The organism is Xanthobacter aminoxidans (assembly GCF_023571765.1).
In the GTDB taxonomy this organism is placed as follows: Bacteria; Pseudomonadota; Alphaproteobacteria; order Rhizobiales; family Xanthobacteraceae; genus Xanthobacter; species Xanthobacter aminoxidans.
In genome coordinates this window covers 245,487-266,662 of sequence record NZ_JAMJXC010000004.1, presented here as the reverse complement: position 1 = coordinate 266,662, position 21,176 = coordinate 245,487, and the positions used below count along the sequence as shown (strand labels likewise).

The window sequence follows — 21,176 nt, the reverse complement described above, 5'->3', positions numbered from 1 at the left end:
TTCGGCACCGCGACACTAGGAACCTTACGCCTTAGACGGTCGTCGCGCTACTGTGGCGTTCTGGATTCGAGGGGGTGGGGCTTTTCGAAGCACATGGGATCGGTTGTCGTCTCTAATATTGTCCTCCTCGTGGTTGCGGCGCTGGTTGTTGTTGGAACGCTTTCCAGCCTGCTCGCCGCCCGTTTCGGCGCGCCCATCCTGCTGGTGTTCCTCGCCGTGGGCGTCGCGGCCGGCGAGGGCGGGCCGGGCGGCATCCATTTCGATGACTACTGGGCTACCTACATGGTGGGGTCCGCCGCGCTGGCGGTGATCCTGTTCGACGGCGGCCTCCGGATGCGCGTCGCCTCCATGCGCGGCGCCATCCTGCCCGCCGTGGGCCTTTCGACGGTGGGCGTCGCCTTCACCGCCGTGCTGGTGGCTCTGGTCGCCGCGCCGCTGCTGGGGCTCGGCTGGATGGAGGCGTTGCTGGTGGGCGCCATCGTCGCCTCCACCGACGCCGCGGCCGTACTGTTCCTCGTGCGGGCCCAGGGGCTGCACCTCGGCCGGCGTGTGGGCTCGGTGATCGAGATCGAGTCGGCCACCAACGATCCCGCCGCCGTGTTCCTAACCGTGCTGCTGGTGGAGCTGCTGACCAGCCAGATGGCCGACCCTGGCCTTGCAGTGGTATTCGGCGCCTTGCGCGAGATGGTGGTCGGCGCGGTACTGGGAGTCGCCGGCGGCTATGCGCTGGTGGCGCTGCTCAATCGCGTGGACTTGCCCGGCGGCCTTCATCCGGTGATGGTGGTGGGCGTGGCGGTGCTGCTGTTCGCGCTCACCTCGCTGCTGCACGGCTCGGGCTTCCTCGCCGTCTATCTCGCCGGGCTGGTGGTGGGAAACCGGCCGGTGCGGGCCATCGCCTCCATCACATCGTTTCTCGATACCATCACCTGGCTCTGCCAGATCGTGATGTTCGTGATGCTGGGCATGCTGGTATCCCCCAACAAGATCATGCAGTACGCGCTGCCGGCGCTGGGGGTGGCGGCGTTCCTCATTCTCGTCGGGCGGCCGGCAGCGGTGTTCGCCTGCCTCGCGCCGTTTCATTTCTCGCTGAAGGAGAAGCTGTTCGTCTCCTGGGCAGGCTTGCGCGGCGCGGTCTCCATCTTCCTCGCGACCATCCCCATGCTGGCGCACCTGCCCATGGCCGAGGTCTATTTCAACGTCGCCTTCGCGGTGGTGGTCGTCTCGCTGATCCTGCACGGATGGACCATGGGCTATGCGGCGCGGCGGCTCGACGTGGCGCTGTCCGATCCCGATCCCGGCGTGCGGCGCTTCGAGATCGACCTGCCGGGGCAGACGGAAATGGAGCTGGTGGCCTATCCCGTCATGGCCGGCACGCCGGCGGTGGGACAGGCGCAACTGCCCTCCTGGGCGCGCCTGGTCATGGTGGTGCGGGCCAACGAGACGCTGACGCCGGAGGCGGCCGGCACGCTCAAGGCCGGCGATTACGGCTACCTGCTGGCGCCGCCCAAGCGCGTCCACCAGCTCGACCGCATGTTCCGTCCCGAGGAGACCACGCCACTCGACGACAGCGCCGCCTTCCCCTTCGTCGGCGAGGTGCGGCTCGGCGATCTCGCCAGCTTCTACGGCCTCGCCGTGCCCGACAGCGAACTCGGCCTCACCATCGCCGACGCCTTTGCCGACCGCTCCGACGACCAGCCGGCACCGGGCATGCGCATCGCCTATGGGCATGCGGTGATCGAGGTGCGCGGCGTGACGGACGGGCGGGTGAGCTATGCCGTGCTGCGGCTGGAGGCGGGCCGGCTGAAGCGCTCCATCGCCCGTGTCCGCCGCCTGCTCGGCTTTCCCCCGGAGCAGGACGAGGACGACGAATAGGGGCCAAGTCGCGCCACCAAAGTCGCGCAGCCGTCATGTTCATGCCGCGAGCGCGGGCGAAACAGGTCCGCCGTTGAAGTCGTCCGTACACGGAGATCCACTGGATGCGACTGTTCATGCGCCGCCGCGGCGAGGCCGGGCCCGCCCTCGATGCCTCGCGGACCCTCGCGGACCTGGTGCGCACCACCCTGTCGCTGGAGGAGGAGGCGACCGTCTCCGTCTCCGAGATTTCCTGCGGTGATCCGGCCTGCGGCGGAGCCGAGACGGTGGTGCTGGTGATGCGCCCCGGCCGCCGCACCGAGGCTGCCAAGGTGCTGATGCCCATGGGGCAGGTGACGCCGGAGGCCTTGCTTGCGGCCCTGAAACCGCTGATGCCGGGCGAGGCGGCGGTCTCAACCGGACTTCCGCAGGAAGACGGAAGGGTCTAAAGGGCGCGGGCCAGACCCTTTGTCCGCTCCCTTTACATCGCGAATTTCCCATGTCCCACCCGCAATTTACGCCCCGTCCGCTCAATCCCATCTATGCCGGGCTGCCCACCACCATCTTCGAGGTGATGTCCGGGCTCGCCCGCACCCATGAGGCGGTGAACCTCGGCCAGGGCTTTCCGGACGATCCCGGCCCCGAGGACGTGCGCCGCAAGGCGGCCGAGGCGGTGGTGGACGGCTGGAACCAGTATCCGCCCATGATGGGCCTGCCCGAGCTGCGCCGCGCCGCCGCCGCGCACTATCGCCACTGGCAGGGGCTGGAACTTGATCCCGAGGCGGAGATCATGGTCACGTCGGGCGCCACCGAGGCGCTGGCCGGCGCGCTCTTCTCGCTCATCGAGCCGGGCGACGAGGTGGTGCTGTTCCAGCCGCTCTATGACGCCTATCTGCCGCTGGTGCAGAGGGCTGGGGGCATCCCCCGCCTCGTGCGGCTGGAGCCGCCCTCCTGGGCCATGACGCCGGAGAAGCTGGACCAGGTGTTCTCCGAGCGCACCAAGCTCGTCCTGTTCAACAATCCCCAGAACCCTACCGGCGTCGTCTACGACCGCGCGCAGATGCAGCTCCTTGCCGACTATTGCGTGCGCTTCAACGCCTATGCGGTGTGCGACGAGGTGTGGGAGCACGTGGTGTTCGACGGCCTCACGTTCGAGCCGCTGATGGCTTTGCCGGGGATGCGCGAGCGCACGGTGAAGATCTCCTCCGCCGGCAAGATCTTCGGCATGACCGGCTGGAAGGTGGGCCTCGTCTTCGCCGCGCCCCATCTCATGAAGGTGCTGTCCAAGGCGCACCAGTTCCTCACCTTCACCACGCCGCCGAACCTGCAGGCGGCGGTGGCCTATGGGCTCGGCAAGCCGGACGATTACTTCACCACCATGCGCGCCGGCCTCCAGCGCTCCCGCGACCGCCTCGCGGCGGGGCTGAAGGGGCTGGGCTTCGAGGTGCTGCCCTCGCGCGGCACCTATTTCCTCTCCATCGACCTTGCTGCCCACGCCAACGCCTTCGACGACGAGGCCTTCTGCCTCGATCTGGTCAAGACCCGGAAGGTCGCGGCGATCCCGGTTTCCGCCTTCTACGCGGAGGATGCGGTGAAGAGCGTGGTGCGCTTCTGCTTCGCCAAGCACGATGCGACCATCGACCGGGCGCTGGCGCATCTGGCCGACCTCACGCGCAAGTTCTGACCCAGGGTCAAGTCAAGCGCGGCAATCAAGCGTGGTCTTGGCTGTTCACGAATGCGTCATTACGTTCTCGTTCATCGCGCAAGGCGTGACAAAAGCTTAATTGGACCAGAGCGCTGAATTGTTGTTGCATCGCGGCGCGGACGGGTCTGACGCTGCGGAGTATCGAGGACGTTCATGCCAGCCGAGAATGCACCTGGTAGCGCGAAGAGCGGCGGATCGGCCGGCCGTAAGGTTGTCCTCGCAGTCCTGCTTCTGGCCGTCCTCGGCGGCGGTGCGTGGGTCTGGGACAAGAAGCCGTGGCTCGGCACGGGCGCCCAGAAGGCAGCGCCGCAGCCGCGCGTGATCGCGGTGCTTGCCGGCAAGGCGGAGCGCACCTCCCTGCCGGTGCGGGTCGAGGCGCTGGGCACGGTGGAATCCATGGTCACGGTGCCGGTGCGCTCGCGCGTCGCTGCCGCCGTGGAGAAGGTGGGCTTCGCCGACGGCGCGACCGTGAAGGAGGGCGACCTCCTCTATCAGCTCGACCCGCGGGTGATCGACGCGCAGATCCTCCAGGCCGAGGCGACCCTCAACCGCGACAAGGTTCAGCTGGAAAAGAACCTGCGCGACGTGGAGCGCTACGCGGGCCTCGCCACCCGCAACGCCGTTTCCCAGGTGCAGGTGGACGATGCCCGCACCACTGCCGACGTCCAGAAGGCGACCGTGGCGCAGGACGAGGCCAACCTGACGGCGCTCAAGGTGCAGCGCGGCTATTACGAGATCCGCTCCCCCGCCACCGGCCGCATCGGCGTGTCCGCGGTGCGCCCCGGCACGGTGATCCGGGTGGACGACACGCTGGCGACGGTGCGCCAGCTCGCGCCCATCTATGTCGCCTTCGGCCTGCCCGAGCGCTACATCGCCGGCCTCAGGGCTGCGAAGGATGCCAAGGTGTCCTTCACCTTCCAGGGCACGGGCGAGACCGTCTCGGGCGGTACCGTGGCAGTCATCGACAACACCATCGAGCCGCAGACCGGCACCCTCACCGCCCGCGCCATTTTCCCCAATGCCGACGAGCGCCTGTGGCCCGGTGCCCTCGGCGCGGTGACGGTGACGCTGCGCATCGAGGACAACGTGGTCGCGGTGCCCAGCGAGGCGGTGCAGAACGGGCAGGACGGCCCGTTCGTCTTCATCGTGGACGATGGCATCGCCCATGTGCGGCCTGTCACCGTCGCGCGCACGGTGGACGGGCGCACCGTCATTGCGAAGGGGCTCGACGGCGGCGAGACGGTGGTGACGGACGGTCAGCTCTCCCTGCGCGAGGGCGGCCGCGTGAACGTGCGCACCCGCGCCGCCGCACCCGCCACCGGGAGCTGAGCCCATGTTCTCCGAACTGTGCATCCGCCGCCCGGTGATGACGACGCTGCTGATGCTGTCGCTCGTGGTGGCGGGCCTGTTCGCCTATCGCCAGCTTCCCGTCGCGGCGCTGCCGCGGGTGGACTTCCCCACCATCAACATCTCCGCCAGCCTGCCCGGTGCGAGCCCGGAGACTATGTCCACCTCGGTGGCGACGCCCATCGAGCGCCAGCTCGCCACCATCGCCGGCATCTCCTCGCTCACCTCATCGTCCACCCAGGGCTCCACCTCCATCACGGTGCAGTTCGACCTGAACCGCAGCATCGACGCGGCGGCCCTCGACGTGCAGTCCGCCCTCTCCGTCGCCCAGCGCCAGCTGCCGGACGAGATGACCACCCCGCCGAGCTTCCGGAAGGTGAATCCCGCCGACGCGCCGGTGATCCTGCTTGCCATCTCCTCGGACACTCTGCCGCTGTCGGCGGTGAACGAATATGCCGACACGCTGATCGGCCAGCAGATCTCCCAGCTGCCCGGCGTGGCGCAGGTGCAGATCTACGGCTCGCAGAAATATGCGGTGCGCATCCGCGTCGATCCCGCCGCCGCCGGGGCGCGCAACATCTCTCCGGACGACATCCAGCGGGCGGTGGAGGCTGCGGCCTCCAATACGCCGCTCGGCATCGTCTCCGGGCCCAAGCAGGCGCAGACCATCGACATGGGCACGCCCAAGGCGGACGCCTCCCAGTTCCGCCGGGTGGTGGTGAAGGCGCGCGACGGCTCGGTGGTGCGGCTCGAGGAGATCGCGGTCGTCTCGGACGGCGTGGAGAACGAGCGCGTCGCCAGCTGGTTTAACGATCGCCGCTCGGTGGTGCTGGCCGTGGTCCGCCAGCCCGACGCCAACACCGTGCAGGTGGTGAATGAGGTGCGCGATCGCCTGCCCCAGTTCCGCGCCCAGCTGCCCGGCTCGGTGGGGATCGAGGTGCTGAACGACCGCTCCGTCTCCGTGCGCGATGCGGTGGCGGACGTGCAGAAGACCCTGTTCGAGGCCATCGTCCTCGTGGTGCTGGTGATCTTCCTGTTCCTGCGAAATGTGCGCGCGACGATCATCCCCTCGCTGGCGCTGCCCTTGTCCATCATCGCCACCTTCGCGGCCATGTGGGGCTTCGGCTATTCCATCAACAACATGACGCTGCTGGCGCTCACCCTGTGCGTCGGCTTCGTGGTGGACGATGCCATCGTCGTGCTGGAGAACATCTATCGCCACGTGGAGGCGGGGGAGAGCCCGTTCCGCGCCGCCCTGCGCGGCTCGCGCGAGATCGGCTTCACCATCATCTCCATGACGCTGTCGCTGGTGGCGGTGTTCATCCCCGTGCTGTTCATGGGCGGCGTGGTGGGCCGGGTGTTCCGCGAGTTCGCGGTGACCATCTCGGTGGCCATCCTCGTCTCCGGCTTCGTCTCCCTCACGCTCACGCCCATGCTGTGCGCCCGCGTGATGAAGCCGGTGGACCACACGAAGAAGCCCGGCTGGTTCTTCCGCGTTACCGAGCGGATGTTCGACAGCTGGCTGAACGCCTATCGGGTGAGTCTCGATTTCGTGCTGCGGCACAAGCCCTTCATGCTGGTGGTGACGTTCGCCACCATCGGCCTGTCGGTCTATCTCTACATCGTCATCCCCAAGGGCTTCTTCCCGCAGGAGGACAACGGCTTCATCACCGGCACGGTTGAAGCGGCGACGGACAGCTCCTTCGCCGCCATGGTGGAGCGCCAGAAGCAGGTGGCGGACGTGGTGCGCGCCGATCCGGCCGTGGACTATATCGTCTCCACCGCCGGCGCCACCGGCAGCAGCCGCACCACCAACACGGGCCGCCTGTTCATCGCCCTGAAGCCCAAGGGCAACGGGCCGGGCGAGCGCGTGGGCTCGGCCAATGACGTGATCCAGAGCCTGCGGAAGCGCGTCGCGCAGGTGCCTGGCGTCAACGTCTTCTTCCAGCCCGTGCAGAACATCAACGTGGGCGGCGTCGCCTCCAAGAGCCAGTACCAGTACACGCTCCAGAGCCCGGATACCGAGACGCTCTACACCTTTGCCCAGCAGATGGAGCAGCGCCTCGCGACGCTTCCGGGCCTCAGGGACGTGACCTCCGACCTCCAGATCACCAATCCCCAGCTCACCATCGATCTGGACAAGGACAAGGCGGCGGCGCTCGGCATCACCGAGCAGCAGCTGCGGGATGCGCTCTACACCCAGTTCGGCACCCGCCAGATCGCGACGCTGTACACGCCCACCAACCAGTTCGCGATCATCGCCGAGGTGCAGCCCATCTTCCAGCGCGACCCGAGCGACCTCGGCCGCGTCTATCTGCGCACCACCTCCGGCAATGTGGTGCCGCTGGAGACGGTGGCGAACATCAAGCGCACGGTGGGCCCGCTCTCGGTGCAGCACCAGCAGCAGCAGCCGTCCGTCACCATCTCCTTCAACCTCGCGCCGGGCACCTCGCTGGGGCAGGCAGTGGAGGAGATCAATGCGGCGGCCGCCGAGGCGCGGGTGCCGGACAGCGTCATCACCGGCTTCCAGGGCACCGCGCAGGTGTTCCAGGATTCGCTCTCCAACCAGCCGCTGCTGATCCTGGCCGCCGTGGTGGTGATCTACATCGTGCTGGGCGTGCTCTATGAGAGCTTTATCCACCCCATCACCATCCTCTCGGGCCTGCCCTCCGCCGGCATCGGCGCGCTCCTGACCCTGATGGCAGCGGGGATGGAGCTGTCGGTGATCGCCATCATCGGCATCATCATGCTGGTGGGCATCGTGAAGAAGAACGCCATCATGATGATCGACGTGGCGCTGGAACGTCGGCGCGCCGGGGCGGCGGCGCAGGACGCCATCCGCGAGGCGGCGCTGCTGCGGTTCCGGCCCATCATGATGACCACGCTCGCCGCCATCTTCGGCGTGCTGCCCATCGCGCTCGGCGCCGGCGCCGGCTCCGAGCTGCGCCAGCCTTTGGGTGTCGCGGTGGTGGGCGGCCTTCTGGTGTCGCAGCTGCTCACGCTCTTCATCACGCCGGTGGTCTACCTCTATCTCGACCGGCTGGACGCCATCGTGCACCACGCCGTTTCCGGGCGGCACGAGGAGAAGGCCTCTCCCGCGCATCCCGTGCCGCCGGAGCGGATGGCGGCGGAGTAGGGGGCTTCTGCGACCACCACGCGTATGCCTGTAGGTGCTACCTCCAGGTGTTGCACCTGCGCCCCATGACAAAATGATTAAGGAACCGTGACCATTCCTCGCCTTGCGAGGAATTGCCCCAACGTCGCCGCTTTGTTATCCCGCCTGAGGCGAGGTTTGCGCGCGGGCGGCCGCGCGCCATGATCCGGGGGCGGGCATGAATCTGAAGTATCGGCCGGATATCGATGGCTTGCGCGCCGTCGCGGTCGTGGTGGCGCTGCTGTTTCACGCCCACATTCCCCCGTTTCGCGGCGGCTTCATCGGCGTCGATATCTTCTTCGTCCTGTCTGGCTACCTGATTACCTCCATTCTCTATAATGACATGATGAAGGGCGAGTTCTCGCTCGTCGATTTCTATGACCGCCGCATCCGGCGCATCTTCCCGGCGCTGTTCGTCGTGCTGCCGGTGACGACCTTTATTGCGGCTTTCCTGCTGATGCCGCGGCAGATGGTGCTGTTCGCGCAATCCATCGTTCCCTCGGCCCTGTTCTACGCCAACATCCACTTCCAGGGCCTGATGAACTATTTCGGCCCCCAGGCCGACGAGACGCCGCTGCTCCATCTGTGGTCGCTGGCGGTGGAGGAGCAGTATTACATCTTCTTCCCGCTGCTCATGTTCGCCTTCCTCAAGACCGGCGGGCGGATCGTGCTCGGCCCGCGGCGGATGGCGATCCTCGGCTTCCTCACCATCGCCGTCGTATCCGGTGTCTATGCCGAGTTGAGCGCACGCACCCAGCCCACCGCCTCCTTCTTCCTGCTGCAGAGCCGCGCCTGGGAACTGCTGGTCGGCGCGCTGCTCGCGCTGGTGCACATGCCGAAGGTGTCGGAGAAGACGGCGAACTGGATCGGCGTGGCGGGGCTCCTCGCCATCGTGGTCCCGGTCTTCGCCTACAGCCACGACATGACCTTCCCGGGCCTGTCCGCCGCGCCCATCGTGTTCGGCACGGCGGCGGTGATCTATGCCGGCACCATCAATCCGGCGGGCTACGCCAACTTCCTGCTCAGCCGCCCGAAGGTGGTCTATGTGGGGCGCATCTCCTATGCGCTCTATCTCTGGCACTGGCCGCTGCTGGTGTTCGGCAAGACCTATATGGGCCGCGCGCTGACCTATTTCGAAGCCGGCGGCATGCTCATCGTCGCCTTCATCTTCGCCTCGCTGTCGCTGAAATATGTGGAGACGCCGCTGCGCCACGCCGGTTCGCTGGGCGGCAAGCGCCGGGGCCGCTTCGCGGCGGGCATCATGGCCATGGCCATGACACTGGCCGTGGGCGTGCTGTTCGAACGGCTGGGCGGCGGCTTCTATCCCATCTCTCCGCTCGGCGCGCGCGCCGAGGCGGCCATGGAGGACAGGAGCCCCTTCAGCCGCTCCTGCAACAACTCGCCCAAGGGCTTCAGCGCCGCCGCGCTGAACCCGGCTTCAGCCTGCTCGGTGGGGCCGGGCGCGGCCAAGGGCGAATATGACGTGGTGGTGTGGGGCGATTCCCACGCCGGCGCCTCCTTCATCGGCATCGCCGAGCAGGTGGCTGCCCTCGGCCACACGGCCCGGCTCCAGACCATGGCCGGCTGCCCGCCCCTGATTGGCGGACAGGCCCATCGCGACGACATGCCGAGCTGGACCTGCACCGCCTTCAACGCCGAGGTGCTGCAGGAAATCCGCCGCATCAAGCCCAAGGTCGCCGTGCTGGTGGGCCGCTGGGCCATGTGGACCAGCAAGGCCGGCCCCGCCTTCACCCTCACGTCCGACGAGGTGCCGGGCGGTGGCGTGCGCTCCAGGGAGGTGAGCCAGAAGGTGTTCGCCCACATGCTGGACCGCACCCTGAAGGAGCTTTCCGACCTCGGCATCCACGTGGTTCTTGTGGGCCAGACGCCGGAATTCGGCCGCTCCCCCGGCCGCTGCGTGGCCGAGAAGGAGTTCTACAATCGCAGCAAGCTCGGCAACTGCCTCGAGCTGCCGAGCGCGGCGGCGGACAAGGTGCTCGGCATCGGCAACGAGATGATCGCCAAGGCGGCGACGAGCTTCCCCGGTACCACCACCTTCCTGCTGTCGGACGTGTTCTGCCGCGACGGGACCTGCCGTGCCGGCGACGGCGAGAAGTTCTTCTATGTGGACGCCGACCACCTCTCCGCCACCGGCGCCCACCACATGAGCCAGGACCCGGCACTGCGCGCGGCCCTACTCAAGGCGCTCGGCGAGGGCGGCAACACCAGCGCCGCGCTGGCCCCGGCGACGGTCAAGGACTGACCGGGGCGACCGGCCGTCCCGCCGGTTCCCGCCTACCCCCTACCGCCCCGCTTTTCGTGAGCTGGAGCGTGGCCGCGCGGAGCGGCGGCGAACGTTGCGTCAGCCCCGGACGGGCGGCGCGGCGGGCTTCCGCGCGATTTGCCCCAGCCGGATTTTGTCGGTAAGCGGTCCCCGCGGGGGCGTGCGCGTAGGGCGCGCCGATCAAGGACACCAGGATGAGTCTGGCCTACCGGTCCGACATCGACGGCCTTCGGGCCATCGCCGTCGGCAGCGTGGTTCTGTTCCATGCACGCATTCCGCCCTTTACCGGGGGCTATATCGGCGTCGACGTCTTCTTCGTCATCTCCGGCTTTCTCATCACGTCCATCCTCCATCAGGAGATGACGGCGGGCACCTATTCGCTGGTGGATTTCTACGACCGCCGCATCCGCCGCATCTTCCCCGCGCTGTTCCTGATGATGGCGGTGACGACGCTGTTCGCCGCGCTCATCCTGATGCCGCGACAGATGCAGGGCTATGTGGGCACGCTGGTGCCCTCGGCCCTGTTCTTCGCCAACATCCATTTCGAGAGCCTGCTCAACTATTTCGGCCCCGCCGCCGACGAGGTGCCACTGCTGCACCTGTGGTCGCTGGCGGTGGAGGAGCAGTTCTACATCTTCTTCCCGCTCGTCCTGTTCGTGCTGATGAAGCTGGGCGGCCGCCGGCTCGCGGTCGGCGTGTTGGCCCTCATCGCAGTGGCTTCGCTCGCCTATGCCGAGAGCATTGTGGAGACCGAGCAGTCGGCCGCCTTCTTCCTGCTGCAGAGCCGGGCGTGGGAGTTGCTGGCGGGATCGCTCCTCGCCATGGTCACGCTGCCGCGCCTGCCGGAAAAGGCCGCGTCATGGCTCGGCATCGCCGGGGCGCTCGCCATCGTCGTCCCGGTGTTCGCCTTCGGCAAGGAAACCGTCTTCCCCGGGCTGTGGGCCCTGCCGCCGGTGCTGGGCGCGGTGGCGATCATCATGTCCGGCGGCTTCGCGCCGAACGGCGTCGTCGCCCGCGTGCTCAGCCTGAAGGGCATGGTCTATGTGGGCCGCATCTCCTACGCGCTCTATCTGTGGCACTGGCCCATGCTGGTGCTCATCGCGATCTGGAAGGGGCGGCACACCACCTATATCGAATCCGGCATCGTCATCCTCGCCGCCGGCGTCATCTCCGGCCTGTCGCTGAAATATGTGGAGGCGCCGCTCCGGCGCGGCAGCGCGCTGGGCGGGCGACGGCTGATGCGCATTGGCGCCGGGGCCTGCGCCATCCTGCTCACGGTGGGTGTCGCCCTTGCGCTTCAGAAGGTCGGCCGGGGCGTGTTCCCCATCTCGGCGCTCGGCGCGGCGGCCGAGGCGGCGGCCGACGACCGCAGCGCCTTCCAGCGCCGGTGCAACAACAACGCGCGGTTCTGGACCCCCGACCAGATGCAGCCCATCGCCCTGTGCGCGGCGGGGCCGGGCGCGGCCAAGGGCAGCTACGACGTGCTGGTGTGGGGCGATTCCCATGCGGGCGCGACCTTCCTCGGCCTCGCGGAAGTCGTGGAAAAAATGGGTCTCACCGCGCGGCTCCAGACCATGGCGGGGTGCCCGCCGCTCGTGGGCGGCATCGCCCGGCAGGAGCACAACAACGGCAACGTCTGCGCCAGCTACGTCGCCGCCGTGATGGACGAGATCCGCCGCGTCAAGCCCAAGGTGGTGGTGCTGGTGGGGCGTTGGTCCATCTGGACGACGCGGTCGAATGCGGGATTCTCCCTCGTCAGCAGCGAGATTCCGGGCGGCATGACGCGCGACCGGGCCACCAGCAAGCAGGTGTTCGCCCACATGGTGGAGCGCACCGTCGCCGAGCTGCGCCAGATCGGCCCGCAGGTGATCGTGCTGGGCCAGTCGCCGGAATATAAGCCCGCCCCGGCCGGCTGCGTCGCGACGCGCGAGTTCAACGGGACGGGCGGCACTGAGGCCTGCATGAGCCAGCCGCGCGCGAGCGCGCTGGACATCGTCGGTTTCGGCAACGAGGTCCTCGCGGCCACGGCCAGCCGGCATCCCGGCGTCTCGGCCTTCCGCATGGCGGACATCTTCTGCCGGGACGACCGCTGCACGGCCGGGGAGGGCACGCGCTTCTTCTATGTGGACGGGGACCACCTCTCCGTCACCGGCGCGCGCCATGCCGCCGAAGACAAGGCGCTGCGCCAGACGCTCATGCAGGCACTCGCCGCCGGTGGGGCGACCACCGCGACGGCGAACGACTGACGAGAGAAAAGGCTGTGGGCCGTTGGGCCCCGGCTCAGTCCTTGTCGAGAAGGCCGGCAAGCTTCAGGGCGACGCCCTGGGAGCCTTCCACCTTCAGGCGGCCGGTGGAAAAGGCCATCATCGGGCCGATGCGACCGGTGATGAGCTTGTCCAGCGTGTCGGTGGAGAGCTTCAGCACCGCATCCGCCTCGCCCGTGCCCTCGCCCACCTCGACACTGCCGCCGGTGGCATCGAGCAGGATGGCCTCGCCGGTATCGCTGAGGTCGAAGCGCACCTTGTAGCCCAGCTCGGAGAGGGCTTCGGCGCGGTCGCGTATGGCTTCGACGAGGGAGGAGAGATCGGCCATCGGTGATCCTTGTAAATATTATTGCGGGCTCTTGCCGCCATCATGCCCGGCCTTGTGCCGGAAGTCGGTTGCCGACTTCCGTCCCCAAGAGCGGAGCCCGCAAACATGCGGGTTCCGGGCATCCACGTCGAGCCGCTGGAGCCCAAACCCGCAAGCGGTCCCCGGCCTCGCCACGTGGATGGCCGGGACAAGCCCGGCCATGACGGTGACGCCACCGAAGAGGCGCGACACTCAGAACATCGCCTCGTCCAGCGCCATCATGGCGCCCTTGCCGGCCTTGATGGAACCCCACAGGGCCGCCACGTCCGGCAGGAGCTTCTCCATGAAGAAGCGCGCGGTGACGATCTTGGCGTCGTAGAAGGCGGCGTCGTCCGGGTTAGAGACGCGCTTCTCATAGGCCACTTCCGCCATGCGCACCCACATGTAGCCCAGCGCCACGAGGCCGAACAGCCGCAGATATTCGGTGGCGGCGGCGCCGGCCTCCTCCGGGTCCTTCAGGCCCTTTTCGGCGATGTGGGCGGTGGCGAGCTGGAGCGCGCCGAAGGCCTTGGAGAGGGGGGTAATCAGCGGGCCGAGATTCTCGTCGTCCAGCTTCGCATCCATGTAGTTCAGCACGGGATGGAAGAAGGAGCGCAAATAACGGCCCATGTGCGCCGGCAGCTTGCGGCCCACGAGGTCCAGCGCCTGCACGCCGTTGGTGCCCTCGTAGATCATGGCGATGCGGGCATCGCGCACATATTGCTCCATGCCATGGTCGCGGATGTAGCCGTGCCCGCCATAGACCTGCATGCCCATGGAGGTGGCCTCGAAGCCCAGATCCGTGAACAGGGCCTTCACGATGGGCGTCATCAGCGCCGTGAAGTCCTCGGCGCGCTTGCGCTCCTCCGGGTCTTCCGCCCGCTCCATCAGGTCCAGCGCGCGGGCGACCCAGCCGGCGAGCGCCCGGCAGCCCTCGTTGTAGGCGCGCATGGTCATCAGCGTGCGGCGCACGTCCGGGTGGACGATGATGGGATCGGCCGGCTTGTCGGGGTGCTTGGCGCCGGTCAGCGAACGGCCCTGCAGGCGCTCCTTGGCATAGACGACGGCGGCCTGATAGGCGGCTTCGCCAAGGCCGAGGCCCTGCGTGCCCACGGAGAGGCGCTCCGAATTCATCATGGCGAACATGGCGCGCATGCCCTTGTGGGGCTCGCCCACGAGCCAGCCGGTGGCCTCGTCGAACGACATCTGGCAGGTGGACGAGCCGTGGATGCCCATCTTGTGCTCGATGCCGGTGCACAGCACGCCGTTGCGCGGGCCGACGGAGCCATCCTCCTTCGGCAGGAACTTCGGGACGAGGAACAGGGAGATGCCCTTGATGCCCTTGGGCGCGTCCGGCAGGCGGGCGAGCACCAGGTGGACGATGTTCTCCGTCATGTCCTGCTCGCCGGCGGAGATGAAGATCTTGTTGCCGGTGACCTTGTAGGACCCATCCGGCTGCGGCTCCGCCTTGGTGCGCACGAGACCGAGATCGGTGCCGCATTGTGGCTCGGTGAGGCACATGGAGCCGGACCACACGCCATCCACCATTTTCGGCAGGAAGCGGTCCTTCAGCTCCTCGGAGGCATAGGCTTTGAGCGCCTGATAGGCGCCGTGGGTGAGGCCGGGGCAGATGCCGAAGGCGAGATTGCCCGAGCAGAGCATCTCCTCGACGAGCTTGTTCACGCTCGCCGGCAGGCCTTGGCCGCCATATTGCGGATCGCAGGCGATGCCGTTCCAGCCGCCCTCGCGGAAGGCGGTGTAGGCCTCCTTGAAGCCCTTGGGCGTGCGCACCACGCCGTTCTCATAGGTGCAGCCCTCAAGGTCGCCGGACTGGTTGAGCGGCGCGAGCACCTCGGTGACGAACTTGCCCGCCTCCTCCAGCACCGCATCGATGAGATCGGGCGAAAGCTCCTCCAGCCCCTTGAGCTTGCTCAGCTCCTCGCTGCCGTGCAACTCGTGGAGGACGAAGCGCATGTCGCGCAGCGGGGGGGTATAGACCTGCATGGCGTTGGCTCCCGTTTTTGGCTCGCCTCCGTCCCTCGTGGGGGAGGGGGCGTCTGATTCCCTCGGTGCCGTCATGCCCGGGCTTGTCCCGGGCATCCACGTCGGGCCGCTTGCGCTCCCTTCGGAACGTGGCGCCCTGCCTCTCCATGTGGATGGCCGGGACAAGCCCGGCCATGACGGCTTGATCTTCGGTTAGGCCGCGGCGCCCCTCAGTTCCTGAGCGGCCGGCCGGTTTCGAGCACGTGCTCGATGCGGTCCAGCGTGGCCGTGGTGCGGATGAGCTTCATGAAGCCTTCCCGCTCCAGCTCCAGCACCCGCGCGGCCGGGACTGGGGCGATGTGGTCGGCGTCGCCGCCGGTGAGCACCTCGGCGAGGGCCGCGGAGACCACCTTGTCGTGACGGGTCGCGAGGCCTTTCTTGGCGAAGCCTTCTACCGCCATGTCCATGGCCGCCTTGCCGGAGGGACCTGGCAGGAAGAACTCCACGGGCTTGGGCGGCGCGTATCCTTCCACCATCGCCAAGGCCTTGGCCTTGGCATCAGCAAGGAGCCGGTCGCGGTTCATGGTGATGCCGTCGCCCTCGCGCAGGAACTTCAGCTCCTTCGCCTCGGCGGCGGACTTGGCGACGGTGGCGGTGGAGACGGTCTCGAACACCTTCGAGGGGGCCGGCATGGGCCCCTTCGGGAATTTCGGATCGGCCGCCCAGCGCTCCAGCATGGCCGTGCAGCCACCCCAGGCCGGCAGGACCCCGACTCCGCATTCGACAAGCCCGATGTAGCTCTCGGCATGGGCCTGAACCGCACCGACATGCAGGAGAATCTCGCATCCACCGCCGAGGGCGAGGCCCGAAGGCGCGGCCACCACCGGGAAGGGCGCGTACTTCACGTCCTGATAGGTCTTCTGCCCCGTGGCCACCAGTTTCTCGACTTCGCCGAAGGCACCGATGTTGCAGGCAAACAGAGCGAGGCCGAGATTGGCGCCGACGGAGAAGTTCGAGCCCTCGTTATAGATGACGAGCGCCTTGTACTTGTCCTTCACCAGCTTCAGCGCCTTGGCGAGCATCGTGATGATGCCCTCGTCCAGCGAATTGCTCTTGGAGGTGAATTCCAGGCACACGACGCCGTCGCCGATATCCCACAGCGCGGCCGAGCCGTTCCTGGCCAGCGGCTGGGACTTCAGCTTGATGTCGGCGAGCAGCAGTACGCCCTCGGGGCGCACGATGTCGCGGTAGGTGCCATCCAGCGTAAGGTATTGACGTTGGCCGTTTTCCACCCGGTAGAAGGGCTTGTCGGCGGCGAGGGCCAGCAGCGGCGGCACCTCTTCCCCGTCCGCCTTCAACAGCTCGATCAGGCGGGCCGCGCCGATCTTGTCGATCAGCTCGAACGGACCGGATTTCCAATTATATCCCAAGCGCATGGCATCATCGATGGAGACGATGTCATCGGCTGCCTCGGGCACCAGCCGCGCGGCATAGGCGAGGGTGCGCACCATCACCGCGCGGGCATAGCGCCCGCCTTCGCCGGGGGCGGAGAGGAGGGCGAAGAGATCCCGGCCGCCGCCATCCTCCAGCTCCGCCACCTGGGCCTTCGCCTGCGGGCGATAGGCGCCGGTGGAGAGGTCGATGGCTTCCTTCAGCTTCTGCCCGCCCTCGCGGTTGAGGCGATAGAAGCCGCCCTTGCCCTTGCGGCCGGTGTAGCCGGTCGAGATCATCTTCTCGATCTGCGGCTCATCGCGAAGCGTGGCGTGGAAAGGGTCCGTGGCCGGAAGTGCGCGCTTCAGCGAACCCTGGACGTGGGGCATCAGGTCGAGGCCCACGAGGTCGATGAGGCCGAACACGCCGGTCTTGGGGAAGCCGAAGGGCCGGCCCATCACCGCGTCCGCATCCTCGACCTTCATGCCCAGCGCGAAGGCCTCGCCCACCGCCAGCTGCAGCCAGTAGGTGCCGAGCCGGTTGGCGATGAAGCCGGGGGTGTCCTTGCACATCACCACCGTCTTGCCGAGCTTCACGTCGGCGAAGCGGGCGACGGCGGCCACCGTGTCCGCATTCGTCTCCGGCCCGGAGACGATCTCCAGCAGCCGCATATAGCGGGGCGGATTGAAGAAATGGGTGATGAGGAAGTCGCGGCGGAAGCTCTCGGGCAGCCCCGCCGTGAGGTCCGCCAGCGGAATGGTCGAGGTGTTGGACGACACCGCCGAGCCGGGCCGGCGGGCGGCCTCGATCTTCGCGTAGAGCGCCTGCTTGAGGTCGAGCCGCTCGATGATGGCTTCGATGATGAGGTCGCAATCGGCGATGTCGGCGAGGTTGTCCTCGATGTTGCCCGGCTTCACCAGCTTCGCCGCGGCCTTGGACATGAAGGGCGCGGGATCGGCCTTCAGCAGCTTCTCCACCGCCTTTTCGGCGACGGCGTTGCGGTTGGCCGCCCCCTCGGGAACGATGTCGAGGAGCAGCACTTCCACGCCCGCATTGGCCACATGGGCGGCGATTCCTGCGCCCATGACGCCGGCGCCGATGACGGCGACTTTCCTGATTTCAAAAGACATCCGGCCCTCCTCAGACGCGCTCGAGGATGGTGGCGATGCCCTGTCCGCCGCCGATGCACTGGGTGGCGAGGGCGTACTTGGCGCCTTCCCGCTTCAGGAGCGAGGCCGCCTTGCCGACGATGCGCGCGCCGGTGGCGCCGAGGGGATGGCCCAGCGCGATGGCGCCGCCGTCGAGGTTCAGCACCTCGTCCTTGATGCCGAGTTCCCGCTGGCAGGCGAGGGCCTGGGAGGCGAAGGCCTCGTTCAGCTCCACCACCTCGATCTCGGACACGTCGATGCCGGCACGGGCCAGCGCCCTCTTGGTCGCGGCGACGGGGCCGATGCCCATGATCTCCGGCGCGCAACCGGCCACCGCCACGCTGCGGATGCGGGCGAGGGGGGTAAGGCCGTTCTTCAGCGCGTAGTCCTCGGTGCACACCAGCACGGCGGAGGCGCCGTCGGTGAGGGGAGAGGCGGTGCCGGCCGTCACCGTGCCATTCTCGTCGAAGGAGGGCTTGAGGGCGGCGAGGGCTTCGGCCGTCGCGTCGCGGCGGATGCAGCCGTCCTGATCCACGGTCTTGTTGACCTTGCCGTTGGCCTTGATGGCGACGATCTCGTCCTTGAAGCGGCCTTCCGCCTCGGCCTTCGTCGCCTTCTGGTGGCTCTTGAGGGCGAAGGCGTCCTGATCGGCGCGGGTGATCTGCCACTTGGCCGCGACGTTCTCGGCGGTCTCGCCCATGCCCATGTAGGCCTGCGGCATGGACTTGTAGAGCGCGGGGTTGGGCATGGGGTTGAAGCCGGTCATGGGCACGCGGCTCATGCTCTCGATGCCGGCGCAGATGAACACTTCGCCCGCGCCGAGCTGGATCTGTCCGGCCGCGTTGTGGACCGACTGCATGGAGGAGCCGCAGAAGCGGTTCAGCGTCACGCCGGCGACGCTCTCGGGCAGGCCGGCGATCATGCCGATGAGGCGGGCGACGTTGAAGCCCTGCTCGGCCTCGGGGAAGGCGCAGCCGACGATCAGGTCCTCGATGTCGTCCACCTTCACGCCGGTGCGGGCCACGAGATCGGCCACCACCTGGGCCGCGAGATCATCGGGGCGCACGCGCGCCAGATCACCCTTCCTGGCGAGGGTGAAGGGCGAGCGGGCATAGCCTGCAATCACGACGTTGCGCATCGGCGCGTTCATTGGGATCTCCTGCCTGTCCATTGTTGTCGGCCGCCACTTTTCGAGCGGCGGGTTTCGATCATTTGCGCCACCGCTTGGTGCGGCGGTTGGGGGCGTGATGGGGCGATCCACGCGAATGAAAAATCCGCCCGGGAAAGCCCCACGAAAAACTCGGAATGGCCTGCGCTCGACCCGGCCCCGTGGGCCGGCCGGCGTCGGCCTAGCCGGCGGCCTTCTGGTCGCCGGTCTGGCTGGCGAGGGCAGACAGGGCCTGCTCCTCGATATCCTTGAGCTCGATAATGGTTTCCTCGAGGGCGAGGCGCTGGTCCTCCAGCATCTCGAGGCGGTCCTGAACCTGCTTCAGAAGCAGGCGAATCTGCTCGCTCTGGCTCGGGTCGAGGTCGTAGAGGTCGAGATAGTCCTTGATCTCGCGCAGCGAGAAGCCGAGGCGCTTGCCGCGCAGGATCAGCGCCATGCGGGCGCGATCGCGCTTGGTGTAGACGCGCATGGTGCCGGCGCGACGCGGGGTGATGAGCCCCTTGTCCTCGTAGAATCGGATGGTGCGCGGCGTGACCGAGAGGTCCCGCGCCAGCTGCGTGACGGTGAAGAACGTGTCGGTCAAAGCGGACGCGCCGCCACGTTTGCCAGAGGATGCCACCGGTTCACCTATACGTCACCCAGTCGCCCCGAAGATACATGCTTTGACCTTCTCCGCAAGACCCGTTTGGCAGATGACGCGGTGGTGGCGTCTTCACAAGCGGTGGAGCCAGGGAGCGCCACAAGCCGGTGGATAGCGTCCCTGCGGCCGGCGAGTTTTCTGGACAGCAGCGCTTCCGTTTCGCCACTGTTGCATCGGCGCAACGCTTGCCGATTTCCCCAGCGTCTTGGCCCACTACGCTGCAGGAAGCCGGTTGACGGATCATTCGCGAGCGGCATGCTGGGTGACGTATAGGGCACCGATAAAACGTATAGTGCACCGCAGCGTGCCGGGCCCGGAGGAATTCAGCCTAGGAGGGGGTCTTCATGACGATGCACAAGTGGGCCAGGGCCAATCGCGATTGGCCACGCCGCGTGGCTCCGGTGCTTGCCATTTCCGCCGTTGCGATTCCCGCCGTCTTGGCGAACGGCGCCGCCCATGCCGGCGGATTCGGGCTGCGCGAGCAGAGCTCCTACTATCAGGGCACATCCTTCGCTGGCACGGCGGCCGGCGGCGACGGCCTCGCCGCCATGACCTGGAACCCCGCGGCCATCAGCTTCAATCCGGGGCTGAACGTGGAAGGCAATGTCACCTATATTGCGCCGCACGCCTCCATTGACGTGTTCTCGGCGACTGCGCCTATCACCGGCGCCAGCCTCGGGAATGCCGGCGTCAGCGATATCGTGGACAACGGCACGCTGCCGACCTTCTTCGCCACCTATGCCTGGGACAAGTGGGCGATCGGCTTCGGCTTGACCTCGCCCTTCGGCCTCGTCACCGACGCGCCGTGCAGCTGGTCCGGCCGGTATTACGGCTGCACCAGCAGCATCTTCGACATGAACGCCCAGCTCTCGGTGGCCTACAAGCTCACTGACTGGATGACCATCGGCGGCGGTCTCAACATCAATTACATCAACGCCAAGCTCACCAACGCGCAGTTCGCGGGCTTCGCGCCGCCGTCCAACAATCTCTATGCCCAGGTCAACGGCGACGATATCGGCTACGGCATCAATCTCGGCGTGCTGTTCACGCTGGCGCCCGGAACCACGCTCGGCATCGGCTACAAGTCGCAGATCTCGCAGACCCTCAACGGCATGCTGGACGTGTCCGTCGCCAATATCGTGCCCGTCAAGAGCGTGAATGCGACGGCCGGCCTGACGCTGCCCGACCAGATCACCGCCTCGTTCCGCTCCAAGCTCAATGCCCAATGGACTGTGCTCGGCACGGTGGAGTGGACCAATTGGTCGACGGTCCAGGAGCTGACGGTGAAGGCCTTCGGCCTGCCGGTCAGCACGCTCGACCTCCAGTGGAACGACGGCTGGTTCTTCTCCGGCGGCGTCGAGTATCAGTGGGACCCCAAGCTCGCCCTGCGCGCCGGCATTGGCTACGAGCTGACGCCCGTGCCTGATGCCACCCGCTCTCCGCGCCTGCCTGACACCAACCGCTTCTGGCTCTCGGGCGGCTTGACCTACAACTTCACGTCGCAGTTCTCGGCGGACTTCGCCTACACCCACATCTTCGGCGAGACGAGCCCGATCATGCTCACCCCCGCCGATCCGGCCAACGCCCTGCGCGGAACGCTGGTCGGCCAGGTGAGCAACGGCTACGTGGACATTGTCTCGGTGGGCCTGCGCTACAAGTTCGACGCGCCGCAGGCGGCGGCCCTCATCACCAAGTAGGGCCTAGCGCGATCCCCGGCGGCGTCCGCGCCGCCGGTTTCCGCTTCAGTCGACCCGGCACAAACCGCCTTTCTGGCGCAATCGCGCGCCAGCATTCTTGAATCACGGCGTTGCTGATCCAACGTCGGAGATGACGCCGCCGGCTTGCCCAAGAAAAC

The 21,176-nt window shown here is 67.4% G+C and carries 13 protein-coding genes; 8 read left to right on the top strand and 5 right to left on the bottom strand.

Annotated elements, in window-relative coordinates; all coding sequences use genetic code 11:
* Nucleotides 1-93 precede the first annotated feature (93 nt).
* The 7 genes from EJ105_RS09050 (at nucleotide 94) to EJ105_RS09020 (ending at nucleotide 12,587) form a co-directional block, all read left to right on the top strand.
* Complete coding sequence (locus tag EJ105_RS09050; protein WP_250166052.1) at nucleotides 94-1,872, top strand: potassium/proton antiporter; 1,779 nt, start codon at nucleotides 94-96, stop codon at nucleotides 1,870-1,872.
* 104 nt (nucleotides 1,873-1,976) lie between these two features.
* Nucleotides 1,977-2,300, top strand: a complete 324-nt coding sequence (locus tag EJ105_RS09045) for a hypothetical protein (RefSeq protein ID WP_024279318.1) — start codon at nucleotides 1,977-1,979, stop codon at nucleotides 2,298-2,300.
* Between the two features lie 50 nt (nucleotides 2,301-2,350).
* Entirely contained in the window at nucleotides 2,351-3,535 is a 1,185-nt protein-coding gene (locus EJ105_RS09040) for an aminotransferase (RefSeq protein ID WP_250166051.1), read from the top strand.
* A gap of 174 nt (nucleotides 3,536-3,709) precedes the next feature.
* Nucleotides 3,710-4,885, top strand: a complete 1,176-nt coding sequence (locus EJ105_RS09035; RefSeq protein WP_250166050.1) for an efflux RND transporter periplasmic adaptor subunit — start codon at nucleotides 3,710-3,712, stop codon at nucleotides 4,883-4,885.
* Nucleotides 4,886-4,889: 4 nt separating this feature from the next.
* Nucleotides 4,890-8,039, top strand: coding sequence for an efflux RND transporter permease subunit (locus EJ105_RS09030; RefSeq protein WP_250166049.1), 3,150 nt, complete (start codon nucleotides 4,890-4,892; stop codon nucleotides 8,037-8,039).
* A gap of 196 nt (nucleotides 8,040-8,235) precedes the next feature.
* Complete coding sequence (locus tag EJ105_RS09025) at nucleotides 8,236-10,320, top strand: acyltransferase family protein (protein WP_250166048.1); 2,085 nt, start codon at nucleotides 8,236-8,238, stop codon at nucleotides 10,318-10,320.
* Nucleotides 10,321-10,535: 215 nt separating this feature from the next.
* Nucleotides 10,536-12,587 carry an acyltransferase family protein gene (locus tag EJ105_RS09020; protein ID WP_250166047.1) on the top strand — a complete coding sequence of 684 codons (2,052 nt, stop codon included), beginning with the start codon at nucleotides 10,536-10,538 and terminating at the stop codon, nucleotides 12,585-12,587.
* Between the two features lie 34 nt (nucleotides 12,588-12,621).
* Here the strand turns inward: EJ105_RS09020 and EJ105_RS09015 are convergent, their stop codons facing one another.
* From EJ105_RS09015 to EJ105_RS08995, 5 genes are all read right to left on the bottom strand, one after another.
* A complete protein-coding gene (locus tag EJ105_RS09015; protein ID WP_029558269.1) occupies nucleotides 12,622-12,933 on the bottom strand; it encodes an SCP2 sterol-binding domain-containing protein in 312 nt (103 codons plus the stop codon).
* Between the two features lie 231 nt (nucleotides 12,934-13,164).
* Nucleotides 13,165-14,955 (bottom strand): acyl-CoA dehydrogenase C-terminal domain-containing protein, encoded by a 1,791-nt coding sequence (locus EJ105_RS09010; protein WP_250166046.1) that lies wholly within the window; start codon nucleotides 14,953-14,955, stop codon nucleotides 13,165-13,167.
* 209 nt (nucleotides 14,956-15,164) lie between these two features.
* Nucleotides 15,165-17,495, bottom strand: coding sequence for a 3-hydroxyacyl-CoA dehydrogenase/enoyl-CoA hydratase family protein (locus EJ105_RS09005; protein WP_250166045.1), 2,331 nt, complete (start codon nucleotides 17,493-17,495; stop codon nucleotides 15,165-15,167).
* A gap of 10 nt (nucleotides 17,496-17,505) precedes the next feature.
* Nucleotides 17,506-18,651: a thiolase family protein gene (locus EJ105_RS09000; RefSeq protein WP_250166156.1), complete on the bottom strand. Its 1,146-nt coding sequence runs from the start codon at nucleotides 18,649-18,651 to the stop codon at nucleotides 17,506-17,508.
* 211 nt (nucleotides 18,652-18,862) lie between these two features.
* Nucleotides 18,863-19,264, bottom strand: coding sequence for a MerR family transcriptional regulator (locus EJ105_RS08995; protein WP_250166044.1), 402 nt, complete (start codon nucleotides 19,262-19,264; stop codon nucleotides 18,863-18,865).
* A 401-nt stretch (nucleotides 19,265-19,665) separates the two neighbouring features.
* Here EJ105_RS08995 and EJ105_RS08990 point away from each other — a divergent pair, with 401 nt between their 5' ends.
* The gene (locus EJ105_RS08990) at nucleotides 19,666-21,018 is read left to right on the top strand and encodes an OmpP1/FadL family transporter (RefSeq protein WP_029558274.1); all 1,353 of its coding nucleotides are present in this window, start codon (nucleotides 19,666-19,668) and stop codon (nucleotides 21,016-21,018) included.
* The last annotated feature ends 158 nt before the right edge of the window (nucleotides 21,019-21,176 follow it).